Origin of the sequence: Archangium sp., assembly GCF_036277355.1 — a bacterium.
In the GTDB taxonomy this organism is placed as follows: domain Bacteria; phylum Myxococcota; class Myxococcia; order Myxococcales; family Myxococcaceae; genus Archangium.
This window is the reverse complement of sequence record NZ_DASUNC010000011.1, coordinates 1-24,277: the sequence shown is the minus strand read 5'-3', so window position 1 is coordinate 24,277 and position 24,277 is coordinate 1. Positions and strand designations below refer to the sequence as shown.

At 68.7% G+C, this 24,277-nt stretch carries 14 protein-coding genes; 13 read left to right on the top strand and 1 reads right to left on the bottom strand.

From position 1 onward, the window contains the following. Positions 1 to 30 precede the first annotated feature (30 nt). The 13 genes from VFZ09_RS02225 to VFZ09_RS02165 all read left to right on the top strand — a co-directional run bounded on the left by VFZ09_RS02225 (position 31) and on the right by VFZ09_RS02165 (position 23,506). Positions 31 to 1,548, top strand: a complete 1,518-nt coding sequence (locus VFZ09_RS02225) for a UDP-N-acetylmuramoyl-L-alanyl-D-glutamate--2,6-diaminopimelate ligase (RefSeq protein ID WP_329725776.1) — start codon at positions 31 to 33, stop codon at positions 1,546 to 1,548. A gap of 21 nt (positions 1,549 to 1,569) precedes the next feature. Next, entirely contained in the window at positions 1,570 to 2,970 is a 1,401-nt protein-coding gene (locus tag VFZ09_RS02220) for a UDP-N-acetylmuramoyl-tripeptide--D-alanyl-D-alanine ligase (RefSeq protein WP_329725775.1), read from the top strand. Further along, entirely contained in the window at positions 2,971 to 4,152 is a 1,182-nt protein-coding gene (gene mraY, locus VFZ09_RS02215; protein WP_329725774.1) for a phospho-N-acetylmuramoyl-pentapeptide-transferase, read from the top strand. 22 nt (positions 4,153 to 4,174) lie between these two features. Then, entirely contained in the window at positions 4,175 to 5,551 is a 1,377-nt protein-coding gene (murD, locus tag VFZ09_RS02210; RefSeq protein ID WP_329725773.1) for a UDP-N-acetylmuramoyl-L-alanine--D-glutamate ligase, read from the top strand. Positions 5,552 to 5,555: 4 nt separating this feature from the next. Beyond that, complete coding sequence (gene ftsW / locus VFZ09_RS02205) at positions 5,556 to 6,725, top strand: putative lipid II flippase FtsW (RefSeq protein WP_329725772.1); 1,170 nt, start codon at positions 5,556 to 5,558, stop codon at positions 6,723 to 6,725. Further along, a complete protein-coding gene (gene murG / locus VFZ09_RS02200) occupies positions 6,722 to 7,939 on the top strand; it encodes an undecaprenyldiphospho-muramoylpentapeptide beta-N-acetylglucosaminyltransferase (RefSeq protein WP_329725771.1) in 1,218 nt (405 codons plus the stop codon). Before ftsW ends, murG begins: the two co-directional genes overlap by 4 nt. Positions 7,940 to 7,952: 13 nt before the next feature. Next, positions 7,953 to 9,383, top strand: coding sequence for a UDP-N-acetylmuramate--L-alanine ligase (gene murC, locus VFZ09_RS02195; protein WP_414640665.1), 1,431 nt, complete (start codon positions 7,953 to 7,955; stop codon positions 9,381 to 9,383). Positions 9,384 to 9,386: 3 nt separating this feature from the next. Then, entirely contained in the window at positions 9,387 to 10,322 is a 936-nt protein-coding gene (gene murB, locus VFZ09_RS02190; RefSeq protein WP_329725769.1) for a UDP-N-acetylmuramate dehydrogenase, read from the top strand. Continuing rightward, positions 10,319 to 11,263: a D-alanine--D-alanine ligase gene (locus VFZ09_RS02185; RefSeq protein WP_329725768.1), complete on the top strand. Its 945-nt coding sequence runs from the start codon at positions 10,319 to 10,321 to the stop codon at positions 11,261 to 11,263. Before murB ends, VFZ09_RS02185 begins: the two co-directional genes overlap by 4 nt. A 132-nt stretch (positions 11,264 to 11,395) precedes the next feature. Next, complete coding sequence (locus tag VFZ09_RS02180; RefSeq protein ID WP_329725767.1) at positions 11,396 to 12,247, top strand: cell division protein FtsQ/DivIB; 852 nt, start codon at positions 11,396 to 11,398, stop codon at positions 12,245 to 12,247. A gap of 45 nt (positions 12,248 to 12,292) precedes the next feature. After that, a complete protein-coding gene (ftsA, locus tag VFZ09_RS02175; RefSeq protein ID WP_047859677.1) occupies positions 12,293 to 13,525 on the top strand; it encodes a cell division protein FtsA in 1,233 nt (410 codons plus the stop codon). Between the two features lie 277 nt (positions 13,526 to 13,802). Further along, positions 13,803 to 17,216: an STY4851/ECs_5259 family protein gene (locus VFZ09_RS02170; RefSeq protein ID WP_329725766.1), complete on the top strand. Its 3,414-nt coding sequence runs from the start codon at positions 13,803 to 13,805 to the stop codon at positions 17,214 to 17,216. Continuing rightward, entirely contained in the window at positions 17,216 to 23,506 is a 6,291-nt protein-coding gene (locus VFZ09_RS02165) for a DEAD/DEAH box helicase (protein WP_329725765.1), read from the top strand. The genes VFZ09_RS02170 and VFZ09_RS02165 overlap by 1 nt, the downstream gene beginning before the upstream one ends. Before the next feature lie 77 nt (positions 23,507 to 23,583). On the opposite strand, the gene VFZ09_RS02160 is transcribed toward VFZ09_RS02165, so the two are convergent. Beyond that, positions 23,584 to 24,277 (bottom strand): hypothetical protein (locus VFZ09_RS02160; RefSeq protein WP_414640664.1); only part of this gene is annotated, 694 nt, incomplete at its 5' end.

Sequence of the window (24,277 nt, the reverse complement as noted above, 5' to 3'; positions counted from 1 at the left end):
CTCGCTGCGGCTGCATGTGAAGGGGAAACGATGAAGCTGACGGATGTCCTTGCAGGGTGTGGTGCCGAGCAGACCTCGGGCGGCCGGACCCCGGCCGATGTGACGGGGGTGTCGCAGGACTCTCGCAAGGTGAAGCCGGGCGACTTGTTCGTCGCCGTGCCGGGTACGAAGGAGGACGGCGCCCAGTTCGTGGGTGAGGCCGTGTCCCGCGGGGCCGTGGCGGTGGTGTCGGAGAAGTCCCTGTCCTCGCAGGTGCCCTTCTTCAAGGTGTCCAACGCCCGCAAGGCGCTGGCACTCATCGCGGCCAATTACCATGGCCGGCCCGCCGACAAGCTCACCATGCTGGGGGTCACGGGTACCAACGGGAAGACGACCACCACCTATCTGCTCGAGGCCATGGCCACCGCGGCCTACTCCTCGACGGGGGTCATCGGCACGCTGGGTTACAAGGTGGGGGGCCAGTTCCACCCCACGGCCCACACCACGCCGGACCCGCTGGAGTTGCACCGCATCCTCAAGGAGATGGTGGACGCGGGCATCGAGACGGTGGTGATGGAGGTGTCCAGCCATGCGCTGCTGCAGGAGCGCGTGCACGGCATCACCTTCAAGGCCGCCGCCTTCACCAACCTGACGCGCGACCATCTCGACTACCACAAGGACATCGAGGAGTACTTCCAGGCCAAGCGGAAGCTCTTCGTGGAGAACCTGTCCCAGACGGGCGTGGCGGTGGTCAACGGCGACGACACCTACGGCACCCGCATCTACAACGAGCTGCGCGGCCAGAAGCGCATGGCGTGGAAGTTCAGCCGCCTGGGCAACGGGGAGATCTCCGCCACGGACGCGTCCTTCAGCCTGCAGGGCATCAAGGGCGTGCTGAAGACGCCGGCCGGTGACATCCCGGTGAAGAGCCGGCTGCTGGGGCCGCACAACCTGGAGAACATCCTCGCGGCGGCGGGCCTCGCGCTGGGCGCGGGCTTCGCGCGGCGCAAGGACGTGCAGCTGGGCATCGAGCGCATGGGTGGCGTGCCCGGCCGCATGGAGCGGGTGGAGAACCACGGCCCCGCGCAGGCTCCGGCGGTGCTGGTGGACTACGCGCACACGGATGACGCGCTCAAGCGCGCGCTCGAGGCGGCGCGGGCCATGGCCAAGGGCCGCGTCATCGTGGTGTTCGGCTGCGGTGGGGACCGGGACCAGGGCAAGCGTCCGCTCATGGGCACGGCGGCCGCCGAGGCCGCGGACCTGGCTGTCGTGACGAGCGACAACCCGCGCACCGAGAATCCCGAGGACATCATCTCGCAGGTGACGCCGGGCCTGGAGAAGAGCGGCATGCGCCGCATCTCCGCGGGCAAGGCGAAGAGCGGGGAGAAGGGGTACCTCGTGGACGCGGACCGCAAGGCCGCCATCGAGACGGCCATCTCCCTGGCGAAGGAGGACGACGTGGTCCTCATCGCCGGCAAGGGCCACGAGACGTACCAGATCATCGGTACCGAGAAGCGCGCCTTCGATGACCGCGAAGTGGCGGCCCGGGCGCTCGCCATCCGCACCTGACGGAGAGCGCGGACCCTCTCTATGCCCGTACGATTCTCGGACGAGCAGGTGGTGCAGGCGACCGGGGCCACCCGTCGCGGCGGTACGCCCGCGGCGGAGTTCCCGGCCGTCTGCACCGATACGCGGGCCCTGGTGCCCGGGTGCCTCTTCGTGGCGCTGCAGGGCGAGCGCTTCGATGCACACGACTTCCTCGCGCAGGCCGTCAGGGGTGGGGCGGCCGGCGCCGTGGTGAAGAAGGGCAGGGCGCTTCCCCCACTCCCGGAGGGCCTGGCTCTCTATGAGGTGGAGGACACCCTGGCGGCGCTCGGAGGGCTGGGGCGCGCGCACCGCGAGCGCTTCCGGATTCCGGTGGGCGCGGTGGGTGGCTCCAACGGGAAGACGACCACCAAGGAGATGGTGGGCGCCATCCTGGCCGTCCGGGGTCCCGCGCTGAAGACGGAGGGCAACCTCAACAACGAGGTGGGGGTGCCCCTGACGCTGTTCCGCCTGGAGCCCTCGCACGTGGCGGCCGTGGTGGAGATGGGGATGAACCGTCCCGGGGAGATGGAGCGGCTCACCCGCGTGTCGAAGCCGGACGCGGCCGTCATCACCATCATCCAGCCCGAGCACCTGGAGGGACTGGGCAGCATCGAGGGCGTGGCCGAGGCGGAGGGCGAGATGTTCCGCGAGCTCCCGCCCGAGGCCGTGGCCGTGGTGAACGTGGATGACCCGCTGATTCCGCCGCAGGCGGCGCGCAGCCGGGCGAAGAAGCTCACCTTCGGCCGGGCCGCCCACGCGGACGTGCGGCTGGCGGGCGTCACGCCGCGAGGCCGCGAGGGTCTGGCCGTCACGGTGCACTACCAGGGGAAGGACTGGCCGGTGAAGCTGTCCTTCATCGGCGAGCACAACGCCCTCAACGCCACGGGGGCCTTCGCGCTGGCGGTGGCGCTCGGGTACTCCCCCGAGGAGTGCGTGAAGGGCCTGGAGGCGGCGAGGCCGTATGCGCGCCGGCTCAACGTGGTGGACGGCCTGCACGGCATCACCGTGGTGGACGACTGCTACAACGCCAACCCGGCCTCCATGGCGGCGGCGCTGGATACGCTGCGCTCGCTGGTGCAGCCCGGTGGCCGGAAGGTGGCGGTGCTCGGGGACATGTTGGAGCTGGGGCCCGGCGAGCTGGAGGAGCACACGGCGCTGGGCACGCTGGCGGCGGGCAAGGCGGAGCTGGTGGCCTTCTTCGGGCCGCGCTCGCGCAAGGGTTACGAGGCGGCGGGGCTGGGTGACAAGGCGGCGCACTTCACCGAGGTGGAGCCGCTGCTGGCCTGGCTGCAGCCGCGGTTGAAGGCGGGCGACGTGGTGCTGGTCAAGGCGAGCCGTGGCATGCGGCTCGAGCGGGTCGTGGCGGGCCTCACGGGTGCCGCCGCGCCTGGAGGTAGCCACTAGGTGCTGCTCCTCATCTACGAGTGGATTCAGGGCACGGAAGGCGCGCGGCTGCTCAACTTCCTGCGCTACCCCACCTTCCGCATCGTCGCGGCGGCGGTGGCCTCGCTGCTGCTGGGCATGTTCGTGGGCCCGCGGCTCATCGCCCGGCTTCGCCTCAAGCAGCACGGGCAGAGCAACGTGCGCGAGGACACCCCGGACACGCACCAGAAGAAGAAGGGCACGCCCACCATGGGTGGCGCGCTCATCCTCATGTGCATCGCGTTCGGCACCTTCATGTTCGCGGACCTGAAGAGCCGCGCGGTGTGGGCGGCGCTGGTGCTCACGATGGGCTACGGCTTCATCGGCTTCCTGGACGACTGGCTCAAGCTGTCCAAGCGCAACTCCAAGGGGCTCGCCGGCCGGTACAAGATCGTCCTCCAGACGGTCTTCTACCTGGTGGCCGTCTTCGGGATCATGTGCGCGTGGACGGGGCCGGATGGCGCCTTCACCGGGCCCAGGCTGCTCATCGACACGAAGCTCACGCTGCCCTTCGTGCCCACGCGCTGGTTCAACCCGGACTTCGGCTGGTTCTACGTCTTCTTCGCGTGGATCGTCGTGGTGGGCACCTCCAACGCCGTCAACCTGACGGACGGTCTGGACGGCCTGGCCATCATGCCCACCATCATCGCGGCCTCCACCTTCGCCATCCTCTGCTACGTGGCGGGCTCGTTGACGCGCATCGCCGACGTGGAGACGGTGAACGGCGTGACGCGGCTGGTGGGTGTGCCCCTGTGGCGCTACCTCGGCGTCCCCGAGGTGCCCGGCGGCGCGGAGCTGGCCGTCTTCTGCGCCAGCATCGTGGGTGCCGGCATCTCGTTCCTCTGGTTCAACGCCTACCCGGCCTCCGTCTTCATGGGGGACATCGGCTCGCTCGCGCTGGGCGGTGCCCTGGGCGGGCTGGCGGTGCTGTCCAAGAACGAGGTGGTGTCCGCCATCATCCACGGGGTCTTCTTCGCGGAGATCCTCAGCGTGATGATCCAGGTGACGTCCTTCAAGCTCACCGGCAAACGTGTCTTCAAGATGGCGCCCGTGCACCATCACTTCGAGCTGAAGGGCATGGCCGAGCCGAAGATCATCGTCCGCTTCTGGATCGTCGCCATCCTCTGTGGAGGCGTGGCGATTCTGTCGCTCAAGCTTCGGTAGGCAGTGTGGAGGGGTGGCGCGCATGACGCCCGACCTGAAGGACCGGAAGGTAGTGGTGTATGGGCTCGCCAAGAGCGGGCTGGCCGCCATCCGCCTGCTGCAGGCGAAGGGCGCGCGGGTGACGGCGCTGGACGCTCGCACCGAGGAGGCCCTGGGCGACACGGCGCGCGAGCTGAAGGCGCAGGGTGTGACGCTCGTCACCGGCCCCACGCCGCCGGGGCTGCTGGAGTCGCAGCAGCTCGTGGTGGTGAGCCCGGGCGTGCCGCTGGCGCTGCCGGACATCCAGAAGGCTCGCGCCGCGGGCGTGCCCGTCTGGGGCGAGGTGGAGCTGGCCTGGCGCTACCTCTCGAACCTGCCGCTCATCGGCATCACCGGCACCAACGGGAAGAGCACCACCACGGCGCTCACCGGGGAGCTCTTCTCGCGCAGCGGCCGGCGCACCTTCGTGGGTGGCAACCTCGGGCGCCCGCTGGCCGAGGCGGCCCTGTCCCCCGGTGACTGGGACGCGCTGGTGGTGGAGCTCTCCAGCTTCCAGCTCGAGGGCATCGACACCCTGCGGCCCCGGGGCTCCACCCTCCTCAACCTCACGCCGGACCACATCGACCGGTACGCGAGCCACGAGGCCTACGGCGAGGCCAAGGCCCGCATCTTCCGCAACCAGGCGCAGGGTGACTTCGTCGTGGTGAACGCGGACGACGCGCACGTGCTGCGGCTGGCCGAGGCGGCGAAGGTGCCCGTCTACGGCTTCAGCCTCACCGGGCGTCCGGTGGCCGCGGCGCCGAAGCTCGCGGGCATGGCGGTGGTGCAGCCCGGCGGCTTCCGTTTCGAGGGGGCAGGGGACAAGGGCGAGTCCTTCTCCCTCACCAACCGCGCGCTGCGCGGGGCCCACAACGCGCAGAACGCCATGGCGGCGGCGCTGCTGGCGCGGTTGGCCGGCGTGGCGCACGAGGCGGTGCAGGCCGGACTGGACAGCTACCCGGGCCTCCCCCACCGGTTGGAGAGCGTGCGCGTGCTGGATGGCGTGGAGTGGGTGAACGACTCCAAGGCCACCAACGTGGACTCGGTGCTGGTGGCCCTGCGCGCCTTCCAGAAGGACGTGCTCCTCATCGCCGGTGGCAAGGGCAAGGGCGCTCCCTACCAGCCCATGGTCGACGAGGGCCGCGGCAAGGTGAAGGGCGTGCTCACCATCGGCCAGGACGCCGGGACGATCGCCCAGGCGTACGAGGGCAGCTGTCCCGTATACGCCTGCGAAACGCTCGCGGAAGCTGTACGGCGGGCCAAGGCCCTGGCAGGATCCGGCGACACTGTACTTTTGTCGCCCGCATGCGCTTCCTACGATCAATTCCAGAACTTCGAGCACCGGGGCGACACGTTCAAACGCCTCGTGAGGGAGCTCTGAGCCCATGAAGGCCATCGCCGCTCCGTCCTCCGCCCCGGTGCGGTTCGACCCGCTGCTCCTGTGCGCCGTGTTGTCGCTCGTCTCGCTCGGCCTGGTGATGGTGTACTCGGCGAGCGCCGTCATGGCCCAGGACAAGCTGGGTGACAGCCTCTACTTCCTCAACCGGCAGCTGATGGCGGCCGGCATGGGCGTGGTGGCGATGGCGGTGGGGATGAAGCTGGGCTGGCGCCGGCTGGCGCGGCTCGCGTACCCGCTGCTGCTGGTGACGCTGGTGCTGTTGGTGCTGGTGCTCATCCCGGGCGTCGGCACCACGGCGGGCGGCGCGCGGCGGTGGATCCGCTTCCCGGGCTTCGGCCTGCAGCCCGCCGAGGTGGCCAAGTTCGCCTGGGTCGTCTACCTCTCCTACTCGCTGGCCAAGAAGCGCGAGAAGGTGGCGAGCTTCTCCGTGGGCTTCCTCCCGCACCTGATGCTGTGCGGCCTGCTGGTGGGCCTGTGCATGTTGCAACCGGACTTCGGCAGCTCGGTGCTCCTGGTGTTCCTGCTCTTCGCGCTCCTGTTCGCCGCGGGCACGAAGCTGAGCTACCTGGTGGGCTCGGTGCTGCTGGCGCTGCCCCTGGCGTACGCGGCCGTGGCCACCAGCCCCTACCGCATGAAGCGCGTGTTGGCCTTCCTGGACCCCTGGGCCCACCGCCACGACATCGGCTACCAGGTGGCCGAGTCCCTCATGTCCATCGGCTCGGGCGGCCTCACCGGCCTGGGGCTGGGAGATGGCCGGCAGAAGCTCTTCTTCCTCCCCGAGGCCCATACGGACTTCATCTTCGCCATCATCGGCGAGGAGCTGGGGCTCGTCGGAGTGGTGCTGCTGGTGTCGCTCTACGGCATCGTCATCTGGCGCGGCATCCGCGCGAGCCTCGCGGCGCCGGAGGCGTTCGGCACGTACCTGGGCCTGGGCCTCACCTCCATCATCGCCTTCCAGGCCACGGTCAATATGTGCGTGGCCATGGGGCTGTTGCCCACTAAAGGACTGACGCTTCCCTTCGTGTCCTACGGAGGCACCTCGCTGGTGGTGCTCATGGGGGCGGCCGGTGTATTGCTCTCGCTCAGTGCCAGCGCGGAAGGTGCTGGCAACCGGACCCTGCGCTCCGGCGGTGACATGAGGGAGGTGGCGGCGTGAAGGTGCTCATCGCGGGAGGCGGTACGGGCGGTCATCTCTACCCGGGCATTGCCCTGGCCGAAGAGGTGGTCACGCGCCATCACGCCAACAAGGTGGTCTTCGTGGGCACCGAGCGGGGCCTCGAGGCCCGCGTGGTTCCCCGTGAGGGCTACCCGCTGGAGACCATCCGGGCGCAGGGCCTCAAGGGCAAGGGCCTGGTGGGCCTCATCAAGGGCCTGCTCGCGCTGCCCATGGCCTTCATCGAGTCCATCCGCATCCTCCAGCGCCAGAAGCCGGACGTGGTGGTGGGCGTGGGCGGCTACGCCAGCGGCCCGGTGGTGCTCGCCGCGGCGCTGATGGGCATCCCCACCGCCGTGCAGGAGCAGAACGCCCTGCCGGGGCTCACCAACAAGGTGCTCGGGAAGTTCGTGCGCGTCGTCTTCACCGCCTTCGAGGACGCCGCCCGCTTCTTCCCCTCGCGCAAGGTGCAGCTCGTGGGCAACCCCATCCGCCGCAAGCTGATGGAGAACTTCCTGCGCTCGCGCGTGGCGCACGAGAAGTTCGCCCTGCTCGTCTTCGGCGGCAGCCTCGGCGCCCGCGGCATCAACCAGCGGATGATCGACGCGCTGGACCACCTCCAGGACATCAAGGACCAGCTCCACATCATCCACCAGACGGGCAAGAACGACCTGGAGACGGTGCGCAAGGGCTACGCGGACAAGGGCTTCGACGGCCAGGCCCAGGTGGTGGAGTACATCGAGGACATGTCCAGCGCCTACGCCAAGGCGGAGCTCGTCGTCTGCCGGGCGGGCGCCACCACGCTGTCCGAGCTGACGGTGGCCAAGAAGGCCAGCATCCTCATCCCGTTCCCCTTCGCCACGGACAATCACCAGGAGGTGAATGCCCATGCGCTGGTGAAGGCGGGCGCGGCCCTCATGTTCCGCGAGTCGGAGCTGACCGGGCAGCAGCTGGCCACGGAGATCCGCCGCCTCAAGGACAACCCCGAGGCGCGCCGCCAGATGGAGAAGAAGGCGGGCCTGCTGGGGCGCCCCGAGGCCGCCAAGGAGCTGGCGGACGTGCTCGTGGACCTGATGGTGAAGACGTATGGGCCCTACGGCCGGGCCGAGGCCCGCGGCGAGGACCCCAACCCGAAGAAGCCCAAGAAGTCCAACGGCGGCGAGAAGCCTCCCGGCGGTGGCGAGACGCAGCCGGGCGGCAACGAGAAGCAGGTCTGAGGAGATGACATCCGTGACGAACACCCGCCCCGCCAGGCCCGCGAGCCTCTTCAAGACGCGCCACGCCGCGTACGTGCACTTCGTGGGCATCGGCGGCATCGGCATGAGCGGCATCGCCGAGGTGCTGCTCAACCAGGGCTACAAGGTGTCCGGCTCGGACCTCAAGGCCAGTGACATCACCCGCCGCCTGCAGGGCATGGGCGCCACCATCTTCGAGGGCCACCGCGCGGAGAACCTCGTCCACGCGGACGTCGTCGTCATCTCCTCGGCGGTGCGCAAGGACAACCCCGAGGTCGTCACCGCGCGCCAGCGGAAGATTCCCGTCATCCCCCGCGCGGAGATGCTCGCCGAGCTGATGCGGCTCAAGTACGCCGTCGCCGTCGCCGGCAGCCATGGCAAAACCACAACCACCTCCATGGTCGCCACCGTCCTGTCCGCCGCGGGCCTGGATCCCACGGCCGTGGTGGGCGGCAAGGTGAACGTGCTCGACTCCAACGCCCGCCTGGGCCAGAGCGAGCTGATGGTGGTGGAGGCCGACGAGAGCGACGGCAGCTTCCTGCACCTGCACCCGTCCATCACCGTGGTCACCAACATCGACCCGGAGCACATGGACCACTACGGCACGCTGGACAAGCTGAAGGACGCCTTCACGGCCTTCTGCAACCGCGTGCCCTTCTACGGCCTCAACGTGCTGTGCCTGGACAACCCCAACGTCCAGTCCCTGCTGCCGCGCCTGGAGAAGCGCTTCGTCACCTACGGCAGCTCGCACATGGCGGACTACCGGCTGGAGGGCATCCGGCTGGAGGGCTTCACCACCCGCTTCGAGGCCTTCCGGCGCGACGAGCCGCTCGGTGAGTTCCGCGTGCGCATGGTGGGCGCGCACAACGCCCTCAACGCCCTGGCCGTCATCGCCGTGGCCGAGGAGATGGACATTCCCCTGGACGTGGTGCGCAGCGCCCTGTCCGAGTTCGGCGGCGTGCAGCGGCGCTTCACCGTGCGCGGCGAGGTGGCCGGCGTCACCGTGGTGGACGACTACGGGCACCACCCCACCGAGGTGCAGGCCACGCTCGCGGGCGCCCGGCGCGCCTTCGGCCGGCGCACCGTGGTGGCCTTCCAGCCCCACCGCTACACGCGCACGCATGACTTGCTGAACGAGTTCGCCACCTCCTTCAACGACGCGGACGTCGTCTTCGTCACCAGCGTCTACGCCGCGGGCGAGGATCGCATCCCCGGCGCCACCGGCGACGCCCTGGCCGACGCCGTCCGCGCCCACGGCCACCGCGACGTCACCTTCGTGGAGAAGCGCACCGACCTGGCCAAGACGCTGCTGCCCCGGCTGCGCGAGGGCGACATCGTCCTCACCCTGGGCGCGGGCGACATCACCCAGGTGGGCCCCGAGCTCGTCGAGCTCCTCAAGCAACACGGCACGGCGAAGGGCGACTAGGGCATGGCGGCGGGATTCTCCTCATCGTCCTTGCCCGAGCGGCTGGGGCGCCTGTCCGGCGTTGACGTGACGGCGGGTGCGCCGCTCGCGCCCCTCACCAGCGTGCGCGTGGGCGGCCCGGCCGAGGCGCTCGTCCGCCCGCGCTCTCCGGACGCCCTGGTGGCCCTGCTGCGCTTCCTGCGCGAGGAGGGCGTGCCCCTCACCGTGCTCGGCGGCGGTGCCAACACCCTCGTGGGCGATGGCGGCATCCCCGGCGTCACCGTGAAGCTCCCGGGCGATCTGTTCCCCGAGCTGGCCGACGTGGGCGCGGAGGAGGGGAGACTCACCCTCGGCGCGGGCGCGGCCATCGTCCGGCTCTGCAACCAGATGCGGGCCAACGGCCTGGTGGGGGCGGAGTTCCTCGCGGGCATCCCCGGCACCCTGGGCGGCGCCGTCACCATGAACGCGGGCACCAAGAATGGCGAGTGCTACCGCGTGGTGGAGGCGGTGGAGGTCGCCACCGCGGACGGGGTGGGGTGGATTCCCAAGTCCCAGATTCCCCACGGCTACCGCCACACGGAGCTGCCCAGGGGCGGCGTGGTGACGCGCATCCGCTTCCTGCTCCCGAAAGGCGACCTCGAGGCCTCCAAGAAGGCCATGGACGAGGACCTCGCCTACCGCAAGCGGAGCCAGCCGCTGAGCCAGCCCAACTTCGGCAGCGTCTTCGCCAATCCGCCGGGCGACTTCGCCGGGCGCCTCATCGAGTCGGTGAACCTCAAGGGCCACATCATCGGCCGCGCGCAGGTGTCCACCCTGCACGCCAACTGGATCGTCAACCTGGGCGGGGCCACCGCCCACGACGTGCTCTCGCTCCTCACCCTGATGCAGACTCGCGTGCGCGAGGAGCGGGGTGTCGAGCTCCAACCCGAAGTCAAGCGTGTAGGGGTCTTCCAGCCATGAGCGGCTTCTCCAAGGACGAGCTGAAGCGGAAGCGGGTGGGTGTGTTGTTCGGGGGCCTCTCCTCCGAGCGCGAGGTGTCCCTGCGCACCGGCGCCGCCGTCTCCAAGGCCCTGCGCGGCCTGGGCTACGACGTGGTGGAGATCGACGTGGGCAAGGACCTGCCCGCGCGCCTCGCCGCCGAGAAGGTCGAGGTCGCCTTCATCGCCCTCCACGGCCGCTACGGCGAGGACGGCTGCGTCCAGGGCCTGCTCGAGTGCATGTTCATCCCCTACACGGGCAGCGGCGTCATGGCCTCGTCCCTGGGCATGGACAAGGTCTTCGCCAAGCAGGTCTTCATCGCCCACGGCATCCCCACCCCCCCGTACCGCGCCTTCCGCTCCGGCGACGAGGCCCGCGCCGCCGTGGACTCGCTCCCCTTCGGCCTCCCCGTCGTCGTCAAGCCCTCCCGCGAGGGCAGCAGCGTGGGCGTCCACATCTGCAAGAGCCGTGACGAGTACCTCGCCGCCGTCGAGGACGCCTCCAAGCTGGCCGGCTCCATCCTCGTGGAGCAGTACATCAAGGGCCGCGAGGTGCAGGGCGGCGTCCTGGACAACGAGGCCCTCGGCGTCATCGAGGTGGTGGCCGCCCGGGAGTTCTACGACTACCAGGCCAAGTACCAGTCCGGCGGAACGACACAGTACCTCTTCCCCGCCCCCCTCCCGCCGGATCAGTATGAGCGCGTGAACCAGGTCTGCCTTGCCGCCCATCGCGCGCTCGAGTGCAGTGGAGGCTCCCGCTCGGACGTCATCCTGACGCCGTCCGGTGAGGTCTTCCTGCTGGAGATCAACACGCTGCCCGGAATGACCGAGTCCAGCCTGCTGCCGAAGATCGCCGCGGGCCGGGGCATCGACTTCCCGGGCCTGTGCGAGCGCCTCCTGCAAGGCGCTTGCCTCAAGGCCTGAGAGGGCCCCCCTCCCCAGAGTGGAAGTGGACGTACGGGGCCCCTTCAGGGCTCCCGGGCGCTACAGCGACGTGGCTGTAGCGAAAAACTGGCGTGGAGATCCAACCCGGCGCAGCATGCGCCGACGCACACCATGGCTTTCGGTAAGTCCAAGAATCGTCGTCGCCAGGATGCCGCCCAGACGAAGGAGGCGGTGAAGGGAGCCGTGCGCTCGCACGGACCCGGCGTGCTCAAGGCGATTCTACTGACCGGTCTGACATGCGCCTTGGTGTGGGGCGGCATCGAGCTGCGCCGCTGGGCGCTCACCTCGCCCACGTTCCTCTTGAAGGAGACCATCTTCAGCGGGCTGGAGCGGGCCGCGCCGGGCGAGCTGCTCAAGCTGTCCGGGCTGACGGTGGGGCAGAACCTGTGGGCGCTGGACGTGGAGATGCTGGAGCGCACCATGGCCGCCCACCCCTGGGTGCGGACGGTGGAGGTGCGGCGCCACTTCCCCTCGAGCGTGTCCGTGGAGGTGTCCGAGCACGTGCCGGCCGCGCTGGCGGTGCTGGGGGACCTGTACCTGGTGGACGAGGACGGCGAGCCCTTCAAGCGGCTGCAGCCCGGCGACAAGCTGGATCTGCCGCTCATCTCCGGCATGGACCGGGAGGGGTACCTGGCGGACGAGGGGAAGACGCGCGAGCGCTTCCGCCAGGCGCTGGAGGTGGCGAGGGCCTACGCGGCCACCGAGCCCGTCAAGCGCGAGCGGCTGAGCGAGGTGCGGGTGGGGGCGGAGGGGCTGGTGCTGGTGCTGGCGGACGGGACGGAGGCGCGGTTGGGGGAGGGGGACACGGACGCCAAACTTCAGAGGCTCTCGCGCGTGCGCGAGGAGCTGCGTGCCCGCGGCCTGTCCGCGGAGATCATCCACCTGGAGAACCGGGCGCGGCCCGGCTGGGTGGCGGTGAAGCTTTCGAGCCCCGCGTCCGAGAGGAGCGGGGCCTCGCAGTAGGGAACGAGCCCCTTTCACGAGAGTGGGGGGCCTGGGAGGGTTGTCATGGCGAAGCAGAAGTCCGGGGAGATCATCGTCGGCCTCGACATCGGCACGACGAAGATCTGCGCCATCGTCGGCGAGCTGACCGACAACGGGATCGACATCATCGGCATCGGCACGCACCCGTCGAAGGGCCTCCGCAAGGGCGTGGTGGTCAACATCGAGGCGACCGTGTCCTCCATCCGCCGCGCGGTGGAGGAGGCCGAGCTGATGGCCGGGGCGGAGATCTCCCACGTGTACACCGGCATCGCCGGTGGCCACATCAAGGGCTTCAACTCGCAGGGGATTGTGGCGGTGAAGGACAAGGAGGTCCGCGAGCCGGACATTGCCCGCGTCATCGACGCCGCGAAGGCGGTGGCGATTCCGCTGGACCGGGAGGTCATCCACGTCCTGCCGCAGGAGTTCATCATCGATGACCAGGGCGGCATCAAGGAGCCGCTGGGCATGGCGGGCGTGCGCCTGGAGGCGAAGGTGCACATCGTCACGGGAGCGGTGTCGAGCGCGCAGAACATCGTGAAGTGCGCGAACCGCACGGGCCTGAACGTGGCGGACATCGTGCTGCAGCCCCTGGCGTCGGCCGAGGCGGTGCTGGGCGAGGACGAGAAGGAGCTGGGCGTGTGCCTGGTGGACATCGGCGGGGGGACGACGGACATCGCCATCTTCTCGGGCGGGTCGATCGTGCACACGGCGGTGATCGCGCTGGGCGGCAACAACCTGACGAGCGATATCGCGATTGGCCTGCGCACCCCGGCGCACGAGGCCGAGCGGATCAAGCAGAAGTTCGGGTGCGCGCTGGCGTCGATGGTGAACAAGGACGAGACCATCGAGGTGCCGAGCGTGGGCGGCCGGCAGCCGCGGGTGCTGGGGCGGCAGATCCTGTGTGAGATTCTGGAGCCGCGGGTGGAGGAGATCTTCCAGTTGGTGCACCGGGAGATCCAGAAGTGCGGTTATGAGGACCTGTTGGCGTCGGGCGTGGTGATCACGGGTGGCTCGACGCTGCTGGCGGGGATGCCGGAGCTGGCCGAGGAAGTGATTGGCCTGCCGGTGCGCCGGGGCATGCCGCGCGGGATTGGCGGACTGGTGGACGTGGTGAAGAGCCCCATGTACGCGACGGGCGTGGGCCTGGTGGTGTACGGGGCGAAGCACCTGGACCGGCGGATGTTCCGGATCCGCGAGGAGAACGTCTACAAGAAGGTCAAGGGCCGCATGCGCGAGTGGCTCGAGGAGATCTTCTAGGCAGTTCTGTCAGCATTGCCGTACCCCACCGGGGCCGCGTTCCTCCCAGCGGCCCCGGTTGTTTCGTGGGTGACCACGGTTCTATCCGTGATGTGGGCGCTTCCCGCGTACTCCCTGGGTGGTATGGCCCGGATCGTCGCCGATGTTAGATTGGGTGACATGAGTCGAGCTGCTACGGGGTGCGTAGGTAGCGTCGCTCGTGGGCTCGCCCCCTCATCGGACGGAGTTCTTTTCCGATGATCGCCTGAAATGTCCTCACTTGCCCGGAGCAGGCAGCATGTCCATTGCCCTCGACGTCTGGCTCAAGTCTTTCCTGGAGCGGCGCCGGGTGGCTTCACAGCGGTTGCCGGATGGCCGGCTGCTCTTCCGCTATCGCTGCGAGAACTCCGAGTTTGAGGCACTCCGGCAATTGCTGCGCGAACGGCTTCGGGGACGGCTGGATGGCGCCGCGGACAGTGCGACAGCGGCCCTGTTCTGCCTTTGTGCCGCGGAGTGGTGGCGCCGTGACTACCGCGAAGGGGGTTGGACCTGGAGGGGACTCCTTGATGCCATGGGAGTGGGGGGGGAGGTGCCTCACGCCCAGCTTGCCCAGCTGACCGAACGGGGGCTCCGCTTCTGGAATCGGCGCGTCCGTGAGCGCGGCGGACGTCAGGAGTACCTCCTGTCACTCGCGCTCGAGGGCGGCATGCCGCTCCGGCTCGTGGAACGGCCGGACACTCATGTGGGGCGCTTCCTTCTTCGTCTCATCCAGGAGGTGCGAGATTTCCCCGAGCCGAACCTGCCCGCGCTGGAGTTGGCACAGCGCTCCCGCCATGTCCTGCCCACGTCCCTCCAGAACGACACGGTGCTCACGCTCAGCGCCGAGCTTGCCGCCGGGGTGGTGCTTCTCCAGCGACAGGTCCGGGGCGAGGAGGACCCCTACCAAGCCCTTGACGCTCGAGTGCCGGACTGGAGGGAGCGTTTGCCCCTGGATCTGCATCACAAGACCGCGGAGATGCTGCTGCGCGGTCTGATCCAGGCTGCCCACGAGCCCGTTGCCGGTCAGGGTGAGCTGAAGGTCACCACACGGCTGCTTCCGTGGCAGCAGGGCTACGTCCTCGAACGGGCCGTCTCCCTGCCGCGCCGGCTCTCTCTCTCCGGGCTCGCCCATATCCTCAAGCAGGCGGAGCTTCCCGCACGCCTGCAGCTCATCGCCCTCGCACGCGACGGCACGAGGCTGCCGCTAGCCATGTTGACCCAGCTCTCGGATGTCGAGTACCTGGTGGAGACGTCCCACGGCACTTCCGTGCAACTGTCGGGGGATACGTGGATCGGGCCGGTTTTGTTGTCCGCGTGGTCCTCGGGTCAGGAACTGGGACGGCACGTCCTGCCTCGGGGCGAGGAGCTCGGCGAGCTGCCCTGGCTCTTCGTCCCTGACCTTCAGGCCAGAGCAGAGGGGTCCTGGCGTCTGGCGGGTACGGGCTCCGGGCGGTTTCGTGTCCCCGAACTCCTGGTCGCTGTTCCCAAGGGCGCAATCCTGACGATGCGGGGGCCTGGGGCTCATTGGGAGCGCCTCGGTCCGCTCGTGCTGGAGCGTGAGGTCTTCCGGGTGCATGGAGGCGTGGAGGTGGTGCTCGCGGATGTCGGCACCTGCCAGGTGAGCACAGGCGCCGCCACGGACGAGGCGCAGCACTGCCGCCTGGAGACGGAGCCTGTGGAGTTGCTCCCGGGAGTGGACGGGTTCCTCGGCGTCCCCGCTCTCCGGGTGAGCTTCTCCACGGGAGTCGAGCAGCGCCGCGACAAGGGAGAGCTTGAGTACCGCTCGGCGAGAACGAAGACGTGGCAGCGTGTAGACGGAGCCTGTTTGGGCGACGTGCATCTTCGCTATGTCTCCGGGGGAGCACTGCGTTTCCAGACCCGGGCGCTCGTCCTGCCTTCCGGGGCCTCGCTGCAATCGCATCCCGAGGGGGCCCGTCAGGGTCGCCTCCGCATCGGTGGGCTCGGAATGGCCGCCGTGAAGGTGCCACCCGTCCCTCATGTTCACGCGGACGTCCAGACACTCGGGACGGGGAGCGAGGTCCTGCTTCGCTGCGACGGCGAAGCACCGGACCATGTGCTGCTCGATGTGAGTTGGCCCGGAGGGCAGTCCTGCTCGCTTCAAGTGCCTTTTCCACGGCAGTTGGTTGGCTTCACCGACACCTCGGCGCGCCCCCTCCAGGATGGGACCCTCGTGCCGCTGGAGCGGCTTGGGCGCGTTCGTGCGCTGGTCAGGACCTCACAACTCCAGGCCTCGGCAGAGTTGGATGCGGCTCCAGGCGGGACGGCCCATCACCTGGATCCGTTCTTTCGCCTCAAGGTGCCCCTCCGCAGCATCTCCCCGGGAACCCTCGAGCTGAACCTCGGGGAACTCGAGTCCGCGCTGGCGAAGAGGCTCGCGAGCTTCGGTGGCCTGGACGCGTTCTACGAGCTGCGGCTCCGGGTCCGTGGGGCGAGCGATATGCGCCCCGCGGTGCTCCGCGTGGGCCGCTATGACCTGCGGCTGACTCCGGACCGGGAGGCGTCCGTGGTGCGGCTGGCGGATGACGACTTGGCGGGGGCGGCCGCGCCGGAGGCACTCTCGGTGGAGTTCCGTCCGCTCATCCATCCCGCGGCACCTGAGCGCGCGCTGGAGCGAGTGGGCCCCCGAACGTGGCGCGTGCCCGCGGACCTGGCTCCAGGCCCCTGGCTTGTCACGGGCCGGGAAGGGGGGTGGTACCGCGCACGCCCACTGCTCTGGAGCGTTCGTTCCGGAGGGGAGGAGAGCGGGGCGCCCGTACTCGGTCCCCTCCAGCGCGCGGTTTGTGTCTCCCATCCCCAGCGGCGCAAGACGGAACTGGACGCCGCCCTTGAGGCGCTTGGCGGCGACGCGAACCATCCCGACTGGCCTACGCTCCTCACGTATCTGCGCAGTGTGGGGCAACTGCCCCCCGAGACGTTCGACGCCGTCCGGCAACTGGTAGACCATCCTCGGACAGCCACGCTCGCCCTGTTCCACCTTTCGGAGCCGGACCGCGGCCGCGTCTGGGTGGGGCTCGAGGAGCTTCCCTTTCAATGGCCGCTCGTCCCCGCGCGGGCGTGGCTGGAAGCGGCGAGGGCTTGGCTCGGTTCGGCGTCGGCCTTCACCCCGGAACTCCGCGCCAGCCTCGAACTGATGCTCCGCGAGCGGTATGAGGACGTATGCAGGGGGGCACAGAGCCGCTTCGCCGGGCTGGAGGCGGTCCTCCAGTGGGTGGGGAAGCAGTTGATGCCTCCCGCGCGGGAGGGCCGCCGGATTGTTGGCCGCGACCCGTCCTTGGTGCGGAAGCGTCCTGGTCCGGCACCTGCGGTGGCCGAGCCCCTCCGGTTGGCGCTCGATGATGAGTTGCGGCAACTGCGCCGCGTGCACGCGGACGTCCCCTGGCCGTCCGTGTCGAACTACGGATCGTCCTTCGAGGCGCCTTTGCGACGTTTCTCCGCTAGCGCGCAGCGGTACATCTTTGCTCCATTGCAGGGCATTGCCGAGTCCCTTCCCCTACTGAATGCCCCCGTGCTCGCAGCGCTGTCAGTGGTCTACGACCAGAGGCTACCCGCAGAGACGCAGTTCGCCCTGCGCACCCTGCGCGAGCTGCACCCCAGCTGGTTCTCTTTCGCTTTCGGTTACGTGGCTTCCATCTGCCTCAACGAGGAGAAGTGATGAGCGAGGTCCTCGGTACGCAACTGTTCACCACGCTGGCGGAGGAACTCGGGCACCGTGCTGCGCGCGCGGTGGTCAGCAAGCTGGGGCCCATTTCGGACCCACTGCGGCGGGAGCTCTTCCGCCGGTTGGACGTCCCGGTCGGGACGGCTGGCGGCTTCCTGTCCGAGCCGGTGCTGGAGGCTACCTTCGGGTGGCGCACCTCCCCGCATGTCATGCAGACGCTCTCTGGCAGTCTGCTGGCTCCCTCCCTGGTGGAGGCCATGGCCGAGGCGGAGAACCCGGACGTCTGCTTCCCTCGCGACCGCCACCCGTTCTCGCACCAGGAGGAGGCTTGGCGGATCCTCCTGGCGGAGCAGGTCCAGTCCGCCGTGGTGTCGAGTGGAACGGGCTCTGGAAAGACGGAATGCTTCCTGGTTCCCATCCTGAGCTCGTTGCTGAGAGAGGCGCGCACCGCTGGACGCCTCACCGGAGTGCGCGCTCTCTTCCTTTACCCGCTCAACGCGCTCATCAACAGCCAGCGCGAGCGCCTGTCCGGGTGGACGCGGCCACTCAAGGGCAAGGTGCGCTTCTGTCTCTACAACGGCGAGACTCCGAACGACGCCCAATCCCTGCTCGAGCAATCAAAGCCCGAGGAGGTGCTGAGTCGCCGCGTCTTGCGCAAGGAACCTCCGCCACTCCTGGTCACCAATGCCACCATGCTGGAGTACATGCTGGTGCGGCACGAGGACCAGCCGATCCTCGAGCAGTCCCAGGGGATGCTGCGTTGGGTGGTGCTGGACGAGGCCCACACTTACATTGGTTCGCAGGCTGCGGAGGTCGCGCTGCTCTTGCGGCGTGTCCTGCATGCGTTCGGCGTCCGGCCTCGGGACGTGCGCTTCGTGGCCACCTCGGCGACGCTGAGCGGGACGGACGGCGATACCGCGCGCCGGGATCTTCGCCGCTTCCTCGCGGATATTGCGGGCACTCGCGAGGAGTTGGTCCACGTCGTGGAGGGCAAACGCTTCGTTCCTCCGCTGCCCGAAGCGGATGCCGCGCGGTCGGAGGAACTTCCGGCTCTGGAGTCGCTCCGAGCGCAGGAGCCCGCGGAGCGCTTCCGCACCCTGGTCCGCTCTCCGAGGGCTCGCGGCATCCGCGCACTGCTCGCCAAGGGGCAGGCTCGTCCTCTCTCCGAGTTGGCTGCTGAGCTGCGTGGCCGGCCCGTCGAGCACGTGACCGAGACGGACAGGCAGGAGACGTTGCGCCTGTTGGACGTGGCGCGCTCGGCGGTGCTGGAGGACAATCCCTTTCTTCCGCTGCGCGCACACTTCTTCCACCGCACCCAGCGTGGGGTGTGGGCGTGCTTCCGGTCGGATTGCTCGAAGCGGGAGGGTCCGCTTACCAGCCCGGACTGGCCATTTGGCCGCATCTACTTCGAGCGCCGGGAGCACTGTGAGTGCGGGGCGAAGGTCTTCCAGATGGTGCTCTGCGGCGGTTGTGGCGCGGAGTACCTCCTGGCGCGCGAGGTAGGCTCTCGGGAGGATGTCCAGCGGCGTTTCATCCAGCACGAGCTGTCGCAGGAGGACGCCGCCCTGGACGAGAGCGTGGAGAGCGAACTCGAGAATGACGACGAGGAGGAGGGCCCGTCTGCGGCATCGACGGTCGGCCTCCGGCTCCTCGGCCGTTACGGGCGCGCGGAGCTGTGCGAGCTGAGGACCGGCCACCTGGAGCCAGCAACGGGCGCATTGGTGGATCCGTCTGCGGGTGCTGTCGTTCGCTACCTGCTTCCTGACGGCGCCTTGCGTTGCGGCCGTTGTCTCGAGCGCGAGCAGGAACCGGGTCAGCTCTTCCGGGCGCTGCGAGCGGGCGGCCCCTTCTTCCTGGGGGTGGCCATTCCGACGCTGCTCGAACACGTTCCCGTATTCCACGACACGAAGCGCCTGCATCCCTTCGAGGGGCGGCGCCTCATCACCTTCACGGACAGCCGCCAGGGAAGCGCGCAGTTTGCGCTCGGAACGCAGTTGGAGGCGGAGCGCAATCGCATCCGGACACTGCTCTACCACAAGCTCCAAGCGGATCGCGCCGCTGCCCGGTCCGGCTCTGGCCCGTCCGTGGAGCTGCTCCGCAAGGAAGTCTCCACGCTCGAGCCGCTGGCGGCGACCAACCCCATCATCGCGGGCATGCTGGACCAGAAGAAGCTTGAGCTGGACCGCTTGTCCGCTCCTGCGGAGGGCCGGCTCTCCTGGGATGAGGCGGTCCAGGTGCTGCTCCAGGATACGGCCGTGAAGGACTGGATGTATGCGGCGTGGCAGCGGCGCGCGGGTGAGGAGATGCAGCCGAAGGACTTCGCCCGGTTCTCGCTCTTCCGCGAGCTCATCCGCCGCCCCAAGCGGCAGAGCTCGCTGGAGACGCTCGGGTTGGTGGCCATCCGCTATCCGGCGGTGGATCGGCTGGATGCGCGTGATGCCCCCGCTGCTTGGCGCGCGCGCAGTCTCCCCATCCAGGAGTGGCGTAACTTCCTCAAGGTGGCCATCGACTTCATCGTCCGCGGCCGGACGGCGGTGACCCTCGATGACGAGTTCCTCCGTTGGATGGGCGTGGCCATCAAGCCCAAGTTCCTCCTCGGGCCGAACGCTACCCGGCCTCCCGTGATGGAGCGCTTCTTCCTCTGGCCGCTCGCGTCCAAGAACACCCGGGCCCGCCTACCGCTCCTGCTCGCCAATGCGCTCGGCTTGAGTCGTGACTCCGATGAGGATCGCGCCTTCATCAACGAGTTGTTGCTCGAGGCCTGGCAGACGCTTCTGCGCCTGGGTCTCCTGGAGCAGTTCGCGGACGGCCGCAAGATGAACCTCGCCCGGCATGCCGAACTGGCGACGGTGAACGAGGCGTGGCTGTGTCCGGTGACCCGGCGGGTGCTGGACACCGCCTTCTATGGCCTCACGCCCTACCTCACTCCAGAGTTGCGTTCCGAGGAGATGAAGTGCGAGCGCATCCTCATGCCGCAGCTCGCTTATCCCAACGGGAGGGATGCGGCGGATCGGGTCATCCCCATGCATGAGCGCCGGGCGTGGCTGGAGGGGGACGAGCGCGTCCGGGCGCTTCGAGCGCGGGGCGTGTGGACGGAGTTCAGCGACCGGTTGGCGGCCTCGGCGGAGTACTTCGAGACGGCGGAGCACTCTGCTCAGCAGAGCGGTAAGCGGTTGCGCGAGCTGGAGGACCGCTTCAAGCAGGGGGACATCAACGTCCTGAGTTGCTCCACCACCATGGAGATGGGGGTGGATATCGGCGGCCTGTCCGCGGTGGCCATGAACAACGCTCCCCCCGGGCCCGCCAACTTCCTGCAGCGCGCGGGCCGCGCGGGCCGGCGCAAGGAAACCGCAGCCGTGACGCTCACCCTGTGCAAGGCCGTCCCACACGGTGAGGCAGTCTTCCGCAACCCGATGTGGCCCTTCGTCACGCCCATCTTCGTCCCCCGCGTCTCGCTGCAGAGCGAGCCCATCGTCCAGCGGCACATCAACGCGCTCGCGCTCACTCGCTTCATTGCGCTCCAGGGGGCCAACGGCCTGGCGCTTCGGGCGGGAACCTTCTTCCGCCCGGTGCCAGGGGGCTCCAGCCCCGCCGAGCACTTCGAGGCTTGGCTGCGCCAGAACGATGGCGCCCTGGCGGATCCGTGGCTGACCAGTGGCATCCGAAGTGTCGTCACTGGCTCCTTCCTGGAAGGCATTCCCGAGCCGCGGTTGCTCGCGGGCACTGCGGACCAGATGGAGCGCGCGCGCAATCGCTGGCGCTCCGAATGGGAAGCGCTCACCGAGCAGCTCCAACTTGCAGGCGGTCCGGTGAAGGAGGACGGCCAGGCCGCATCGGCGCCCCAACTCGCCCTCACCCGACAATTGGGCCGTGTCGAGGGGGAGTACCTGTTGGGGGAGCTGTCCTCGCTCGGCTTCCTGCCCGGTTACGGATTTCCCACCGGGGTGGTTTCGTTCGTCAACACCACGCGCGAGCAACTCGAGCGCGAGGAGAAGGCCCGGAAGCAGAAGAAGGCGGACGGGGCGGGCGTGGAAAATGCCCAGCCGCTTACACGTCGTCGCGGATATCCCTCCCGAGACCTGCCCATGGCGCTGCGTGAGTACGCGCCGGGGACGGACGTGGTGGTGGACGGCCTTGTCTACCGTTCAGGGGGCGTGACGCTGAACTGGCACATCCCGGCCTCGGACCAGCAGTTCAACGAACTGCAGTCCTTCCGGACGGCCTGGCGGTGTCATTGTGGGGCCACCGGTTCCAGCAGTGCCCAGGTCGAGGCATGTCCTGCGTGCGGCGCTGACGCGAAGTTGCTGCGCCGCATTCCCTACCTGGAGCCCGCGGGGTTCGCCGTCCCCCTGGCCTACAAGACGCATACGGACCTGTCGGCCCAGACATACGTGCCGCCCCGGCCCCCCTGGATTTCCACCGGCGGTGGGGCCTGGCTCGCCCTGCCCCGGAGCGAGGCGGGCCGCTTCCGCTCCGCACACGATGGAGAGCTCTTCTTCCGCAACGGTGGTACGCATGCGGAAGGCTTCGCTATCTGCCTGGTCTGCGGCCGGACCGAGTCCGAGGAGAGCGATGGGGAGGAGTTGCCTCCAGGGATTCGCGGTCACGCGCCGCTGCGTGGCGGGAAGGCCCGGTTGGAGGATGGTCAGTGCCAGGGCAACCTCCGGGAATTCGGCGTCAAGCGCCACCAGTGGCTGGGTGCCACCGTGCGCACCGACGTGTTCGAGTTGCAACTCGCGGACACCCAGACTGCTCTCCCGCTCATCGACGACATCACGGCCGCGTCCGTGGCCGTTGCCCTGCGCGAGGCCCTGGCGAAGAAGCTGGGCATCAATGAGCGCGAGCTCGGGTGGGCTGCTGTTCCCGCGCTCGCCGCCGGAGGGGAGCCCACCCGCTCCATCATCCTGTACGACACTGCTTCGGGAGGAGCGGGGTACGCGACGAACGCTGGCGTCCACCTGCCGGCGCTTCTGAATGCGGCGCGGAAGATCCTGCAGTGCCCTCGTCAATGCGATGCCGCGTGCCATGCCTGCTTGCTGAGCTACGACACGCAGCGGGATGTGGAGCGGTTGGATCGGCACAAGGCCCTGTCCCTGCTCGACCCGACATTTCTCCAGGGACTCGAGCTGCCATCCGCCTGGAATGTGTTTGGTGCGAAGACGCAGCTCGAGTACGAACTGCTGGAGGACGCCCTCGCGCGAGAAATGCAGCGTGCGGAAGCGACCGAACTACGGCTCTACCTGGGGGGGACTCCCGCGGATTGGGATGTGGTGATGTGGCCTCTGCGGTCGCGGCTCCTGCAGTGGGCGGGGGCAGGGCGGGTCATCCGTCTCCTCCTGCCGGAGGCCCACTTGTCCCAATTGGGTGAGTCAGTGCTCAGCCCTCTTGCGGGATTGGCTTCCGTGGCGAGGGTGGAGGTTCGCACCATGAAGCAATTGCCCTCCGTGAACGGGCTGGCGCTGGCCGCAGAGGTGGGCGGAGACAAACGCCACTGGCGCTGGGCATGGACCTCGGGTGGTGCCCAGGCCCCCGGAGAGCGCTGGGGCACGGGGGGGGGAGGCGAGCACTGCGTGCACATTGCGGAGGAGGCGTCGCTTCCCAGCCTTCAGGGGACAATTGTTTCCGAGGCACGTCTTCGCCCCGCCATGCCTGGAGGCCTGCACGAACTGCCCATCCGTGGGGAGTTGGACGGCCCCATACACACCGCCGGCCGGCGTCTCTGGGACTTGGTCTGCCGGAAGGCGCCTACCCTGAAGGCGCGCCTGGAGCAGAAGGTGCCCCTCGTGGAGGTCTCCTACACAGACCGGTACGTCCGCTCCCCACTCACGGTTCGCTTGGTGCGGGAACTGGTGCAAGCCCTGGCTGAACGGCCCGGTGTCATCACTTCCAACACGCAGGTGCTCTTGCGCACCACGCGTCTCGAGGAGTCTTCCAACCTGAGGCCGGGACGCCAGGTGGAGCACGACTGGATGCGCACGGCGGAGCGTGATGCCGTGCTTTCTGCCTTGCTCAAGGGCTGGTCGTTCCAATTGCAAGTGGACACGAGGGAGGGGGTCGCGCACGCGCGCACGCTGCTTCTTCGGTGGGCGGATGGGCAAGAGGCGCGAATCAGGCTAGATGAGGGGGTCGGGTTCCTCGTTTCCAATCCACGACGCACCTTCGACTTTGGTCTGGCCACGGCTGAACAGGCCCGGAGACTCGCCACCGACGTGTTCCGAGTCGAGCGTCGCAACAACCCGAGCCCGACGTACCTCTACGTGTCCGACGTCATGCCGCCGAAGTAGGCCGGGCTTATCCCGTCTGTGTGGCTCTCCCTCGGTTCGTGTTAGCCCCGCGCTCATGCGACGCGGGAAGCCTGATGTCACGGTTGGATGGCACTCGGCTCGGGCTTTGGTCGCTCGGCGACGGGCATGTAGCACTTGCCTTGGTGCTCGGCCTGGTCCTCGAAGCAGGGGGGGCGTTTCGCCAACTCGATCCAGCATCCGCCGTTGATCTCCACTTCGCCTTTCCTGGGCAGGCAGGGGACCTTGGCCTGATTGCGGAAGGGCTTCTTGGGGATCGGATAGGTGATGGCGGAGGGGCTCAAGCTAACAGTCTGAACCAATACGGCAGGCGCATCGAGAAGAACCGTGACATCCACGGTCGCATCTGATGCCATGGGCTCCTCGTAGCTCATGGGTGCAGGCGGAGCGCTCGTCGATGGCGCCGGGTCGCTCGGAGGTCGGGACTCGGGGACCAGACACACCAGCGCCAGCAGCAGGGCGCACACCACGGCGGCGCTCGCTACGCCCAACCGCAGGCGCGACTGGGGGCGAGAGTCATAGTCCTCGGGGACGGCGCGGGCCATGCGCCGCACCGCCTCGCGCACACCTTCGAAGGTGAACACCAGCGACTCCACGGACTGTCTGTCGGGGGCCCTGGACCACGCGGTCTGCTCCACTTGCATGGCGATGTATCCAGGTGAGGCCGACGAGGAGATGAGGCTCACCCGCAGGTCCTTCAGAGCCGCCGCGTCCTGCCCGGCGTTGAGCTTGAGCACCAGGGCCGTTGCCCCG

What these genes read in the sequence shown, in the direction of transcription:
- ftsA (WP_047859677.1), top strand. Translation starts at nt 12,293, where the DNA reads ATGGCGAAGCAGAAGTCCGGGGAGATCATCGTCGGCCTCGACATCGGC.
- VFZ09_RS02165 (WP_329725765.1), top strand. Translation starts at nt 17,216, where the DNA reads ATGAGCGAGGTCCTCGGTACGCAACTGTTCACCACGCTGGCGGAGGAA.
- murB (WP_329725769.1), top strand. Translation starts at nt 9,387, where the DNA reads ATGGCGGCGGGATTCTCCTCATCGTCCTTGCCCGAGCGGCTGGGGCGC.
- VFZ09_RS02185 (WP_329725768.1), top strand. Translation starts at nt 10,319, where the DNA reads ATGAGCGGCTTCTCCAAGGACGAGCTGAAGCGGAAGCGGGTGGGTGTG.
- VFZ09_RS02220 (WP_329725775.1), top strand. Translation starts at nt 1,570, where the DNA reads ATGCCCGTACGATTCTCGGACGAGCAGGTGGTGCAGGCGACCGGGGCC.
- ftsW (WP_329725772.1), top strand. Translation starts at nt 5,556, where the DNA reads ATGAAGGCCATCGCCGCTCCGTCCTCCGCCCCGGTGCGGTTCGACCCG.
- VFZ09_RS02180 (WP_329725767.1), top strand. Translation starts at nt 11,396, where the DNA reads ATGGCTTTCGGTAAGTCCAAGAATCGTCGTCGCCAGGATGCCGCCCAG.
- VFZ09_RS02170 (WP_329725766.1), top strand. Translation starts at nt 13,803, where the DNA reads ATGTCCATTGCCCTCGACGTCTGGCTCAAGTCTTTCCTGGAGCGGCGC.
- VFZ09_RS02225 (WP_329725776.1), top strand. Translation starts at nt 31, where the DNA reads ATGAAGCTGACGGATGTCCTTGCAGGGTGTGGTGCCGAGCAGACCTCG.
- murD (WP_329725773.1), top strand. Translation starts at nt 4,175, where the DNA reads ATGACGCCCGACCTGAAGGACCGGAAGGTAGTGGTGTATGGGCTCGCC.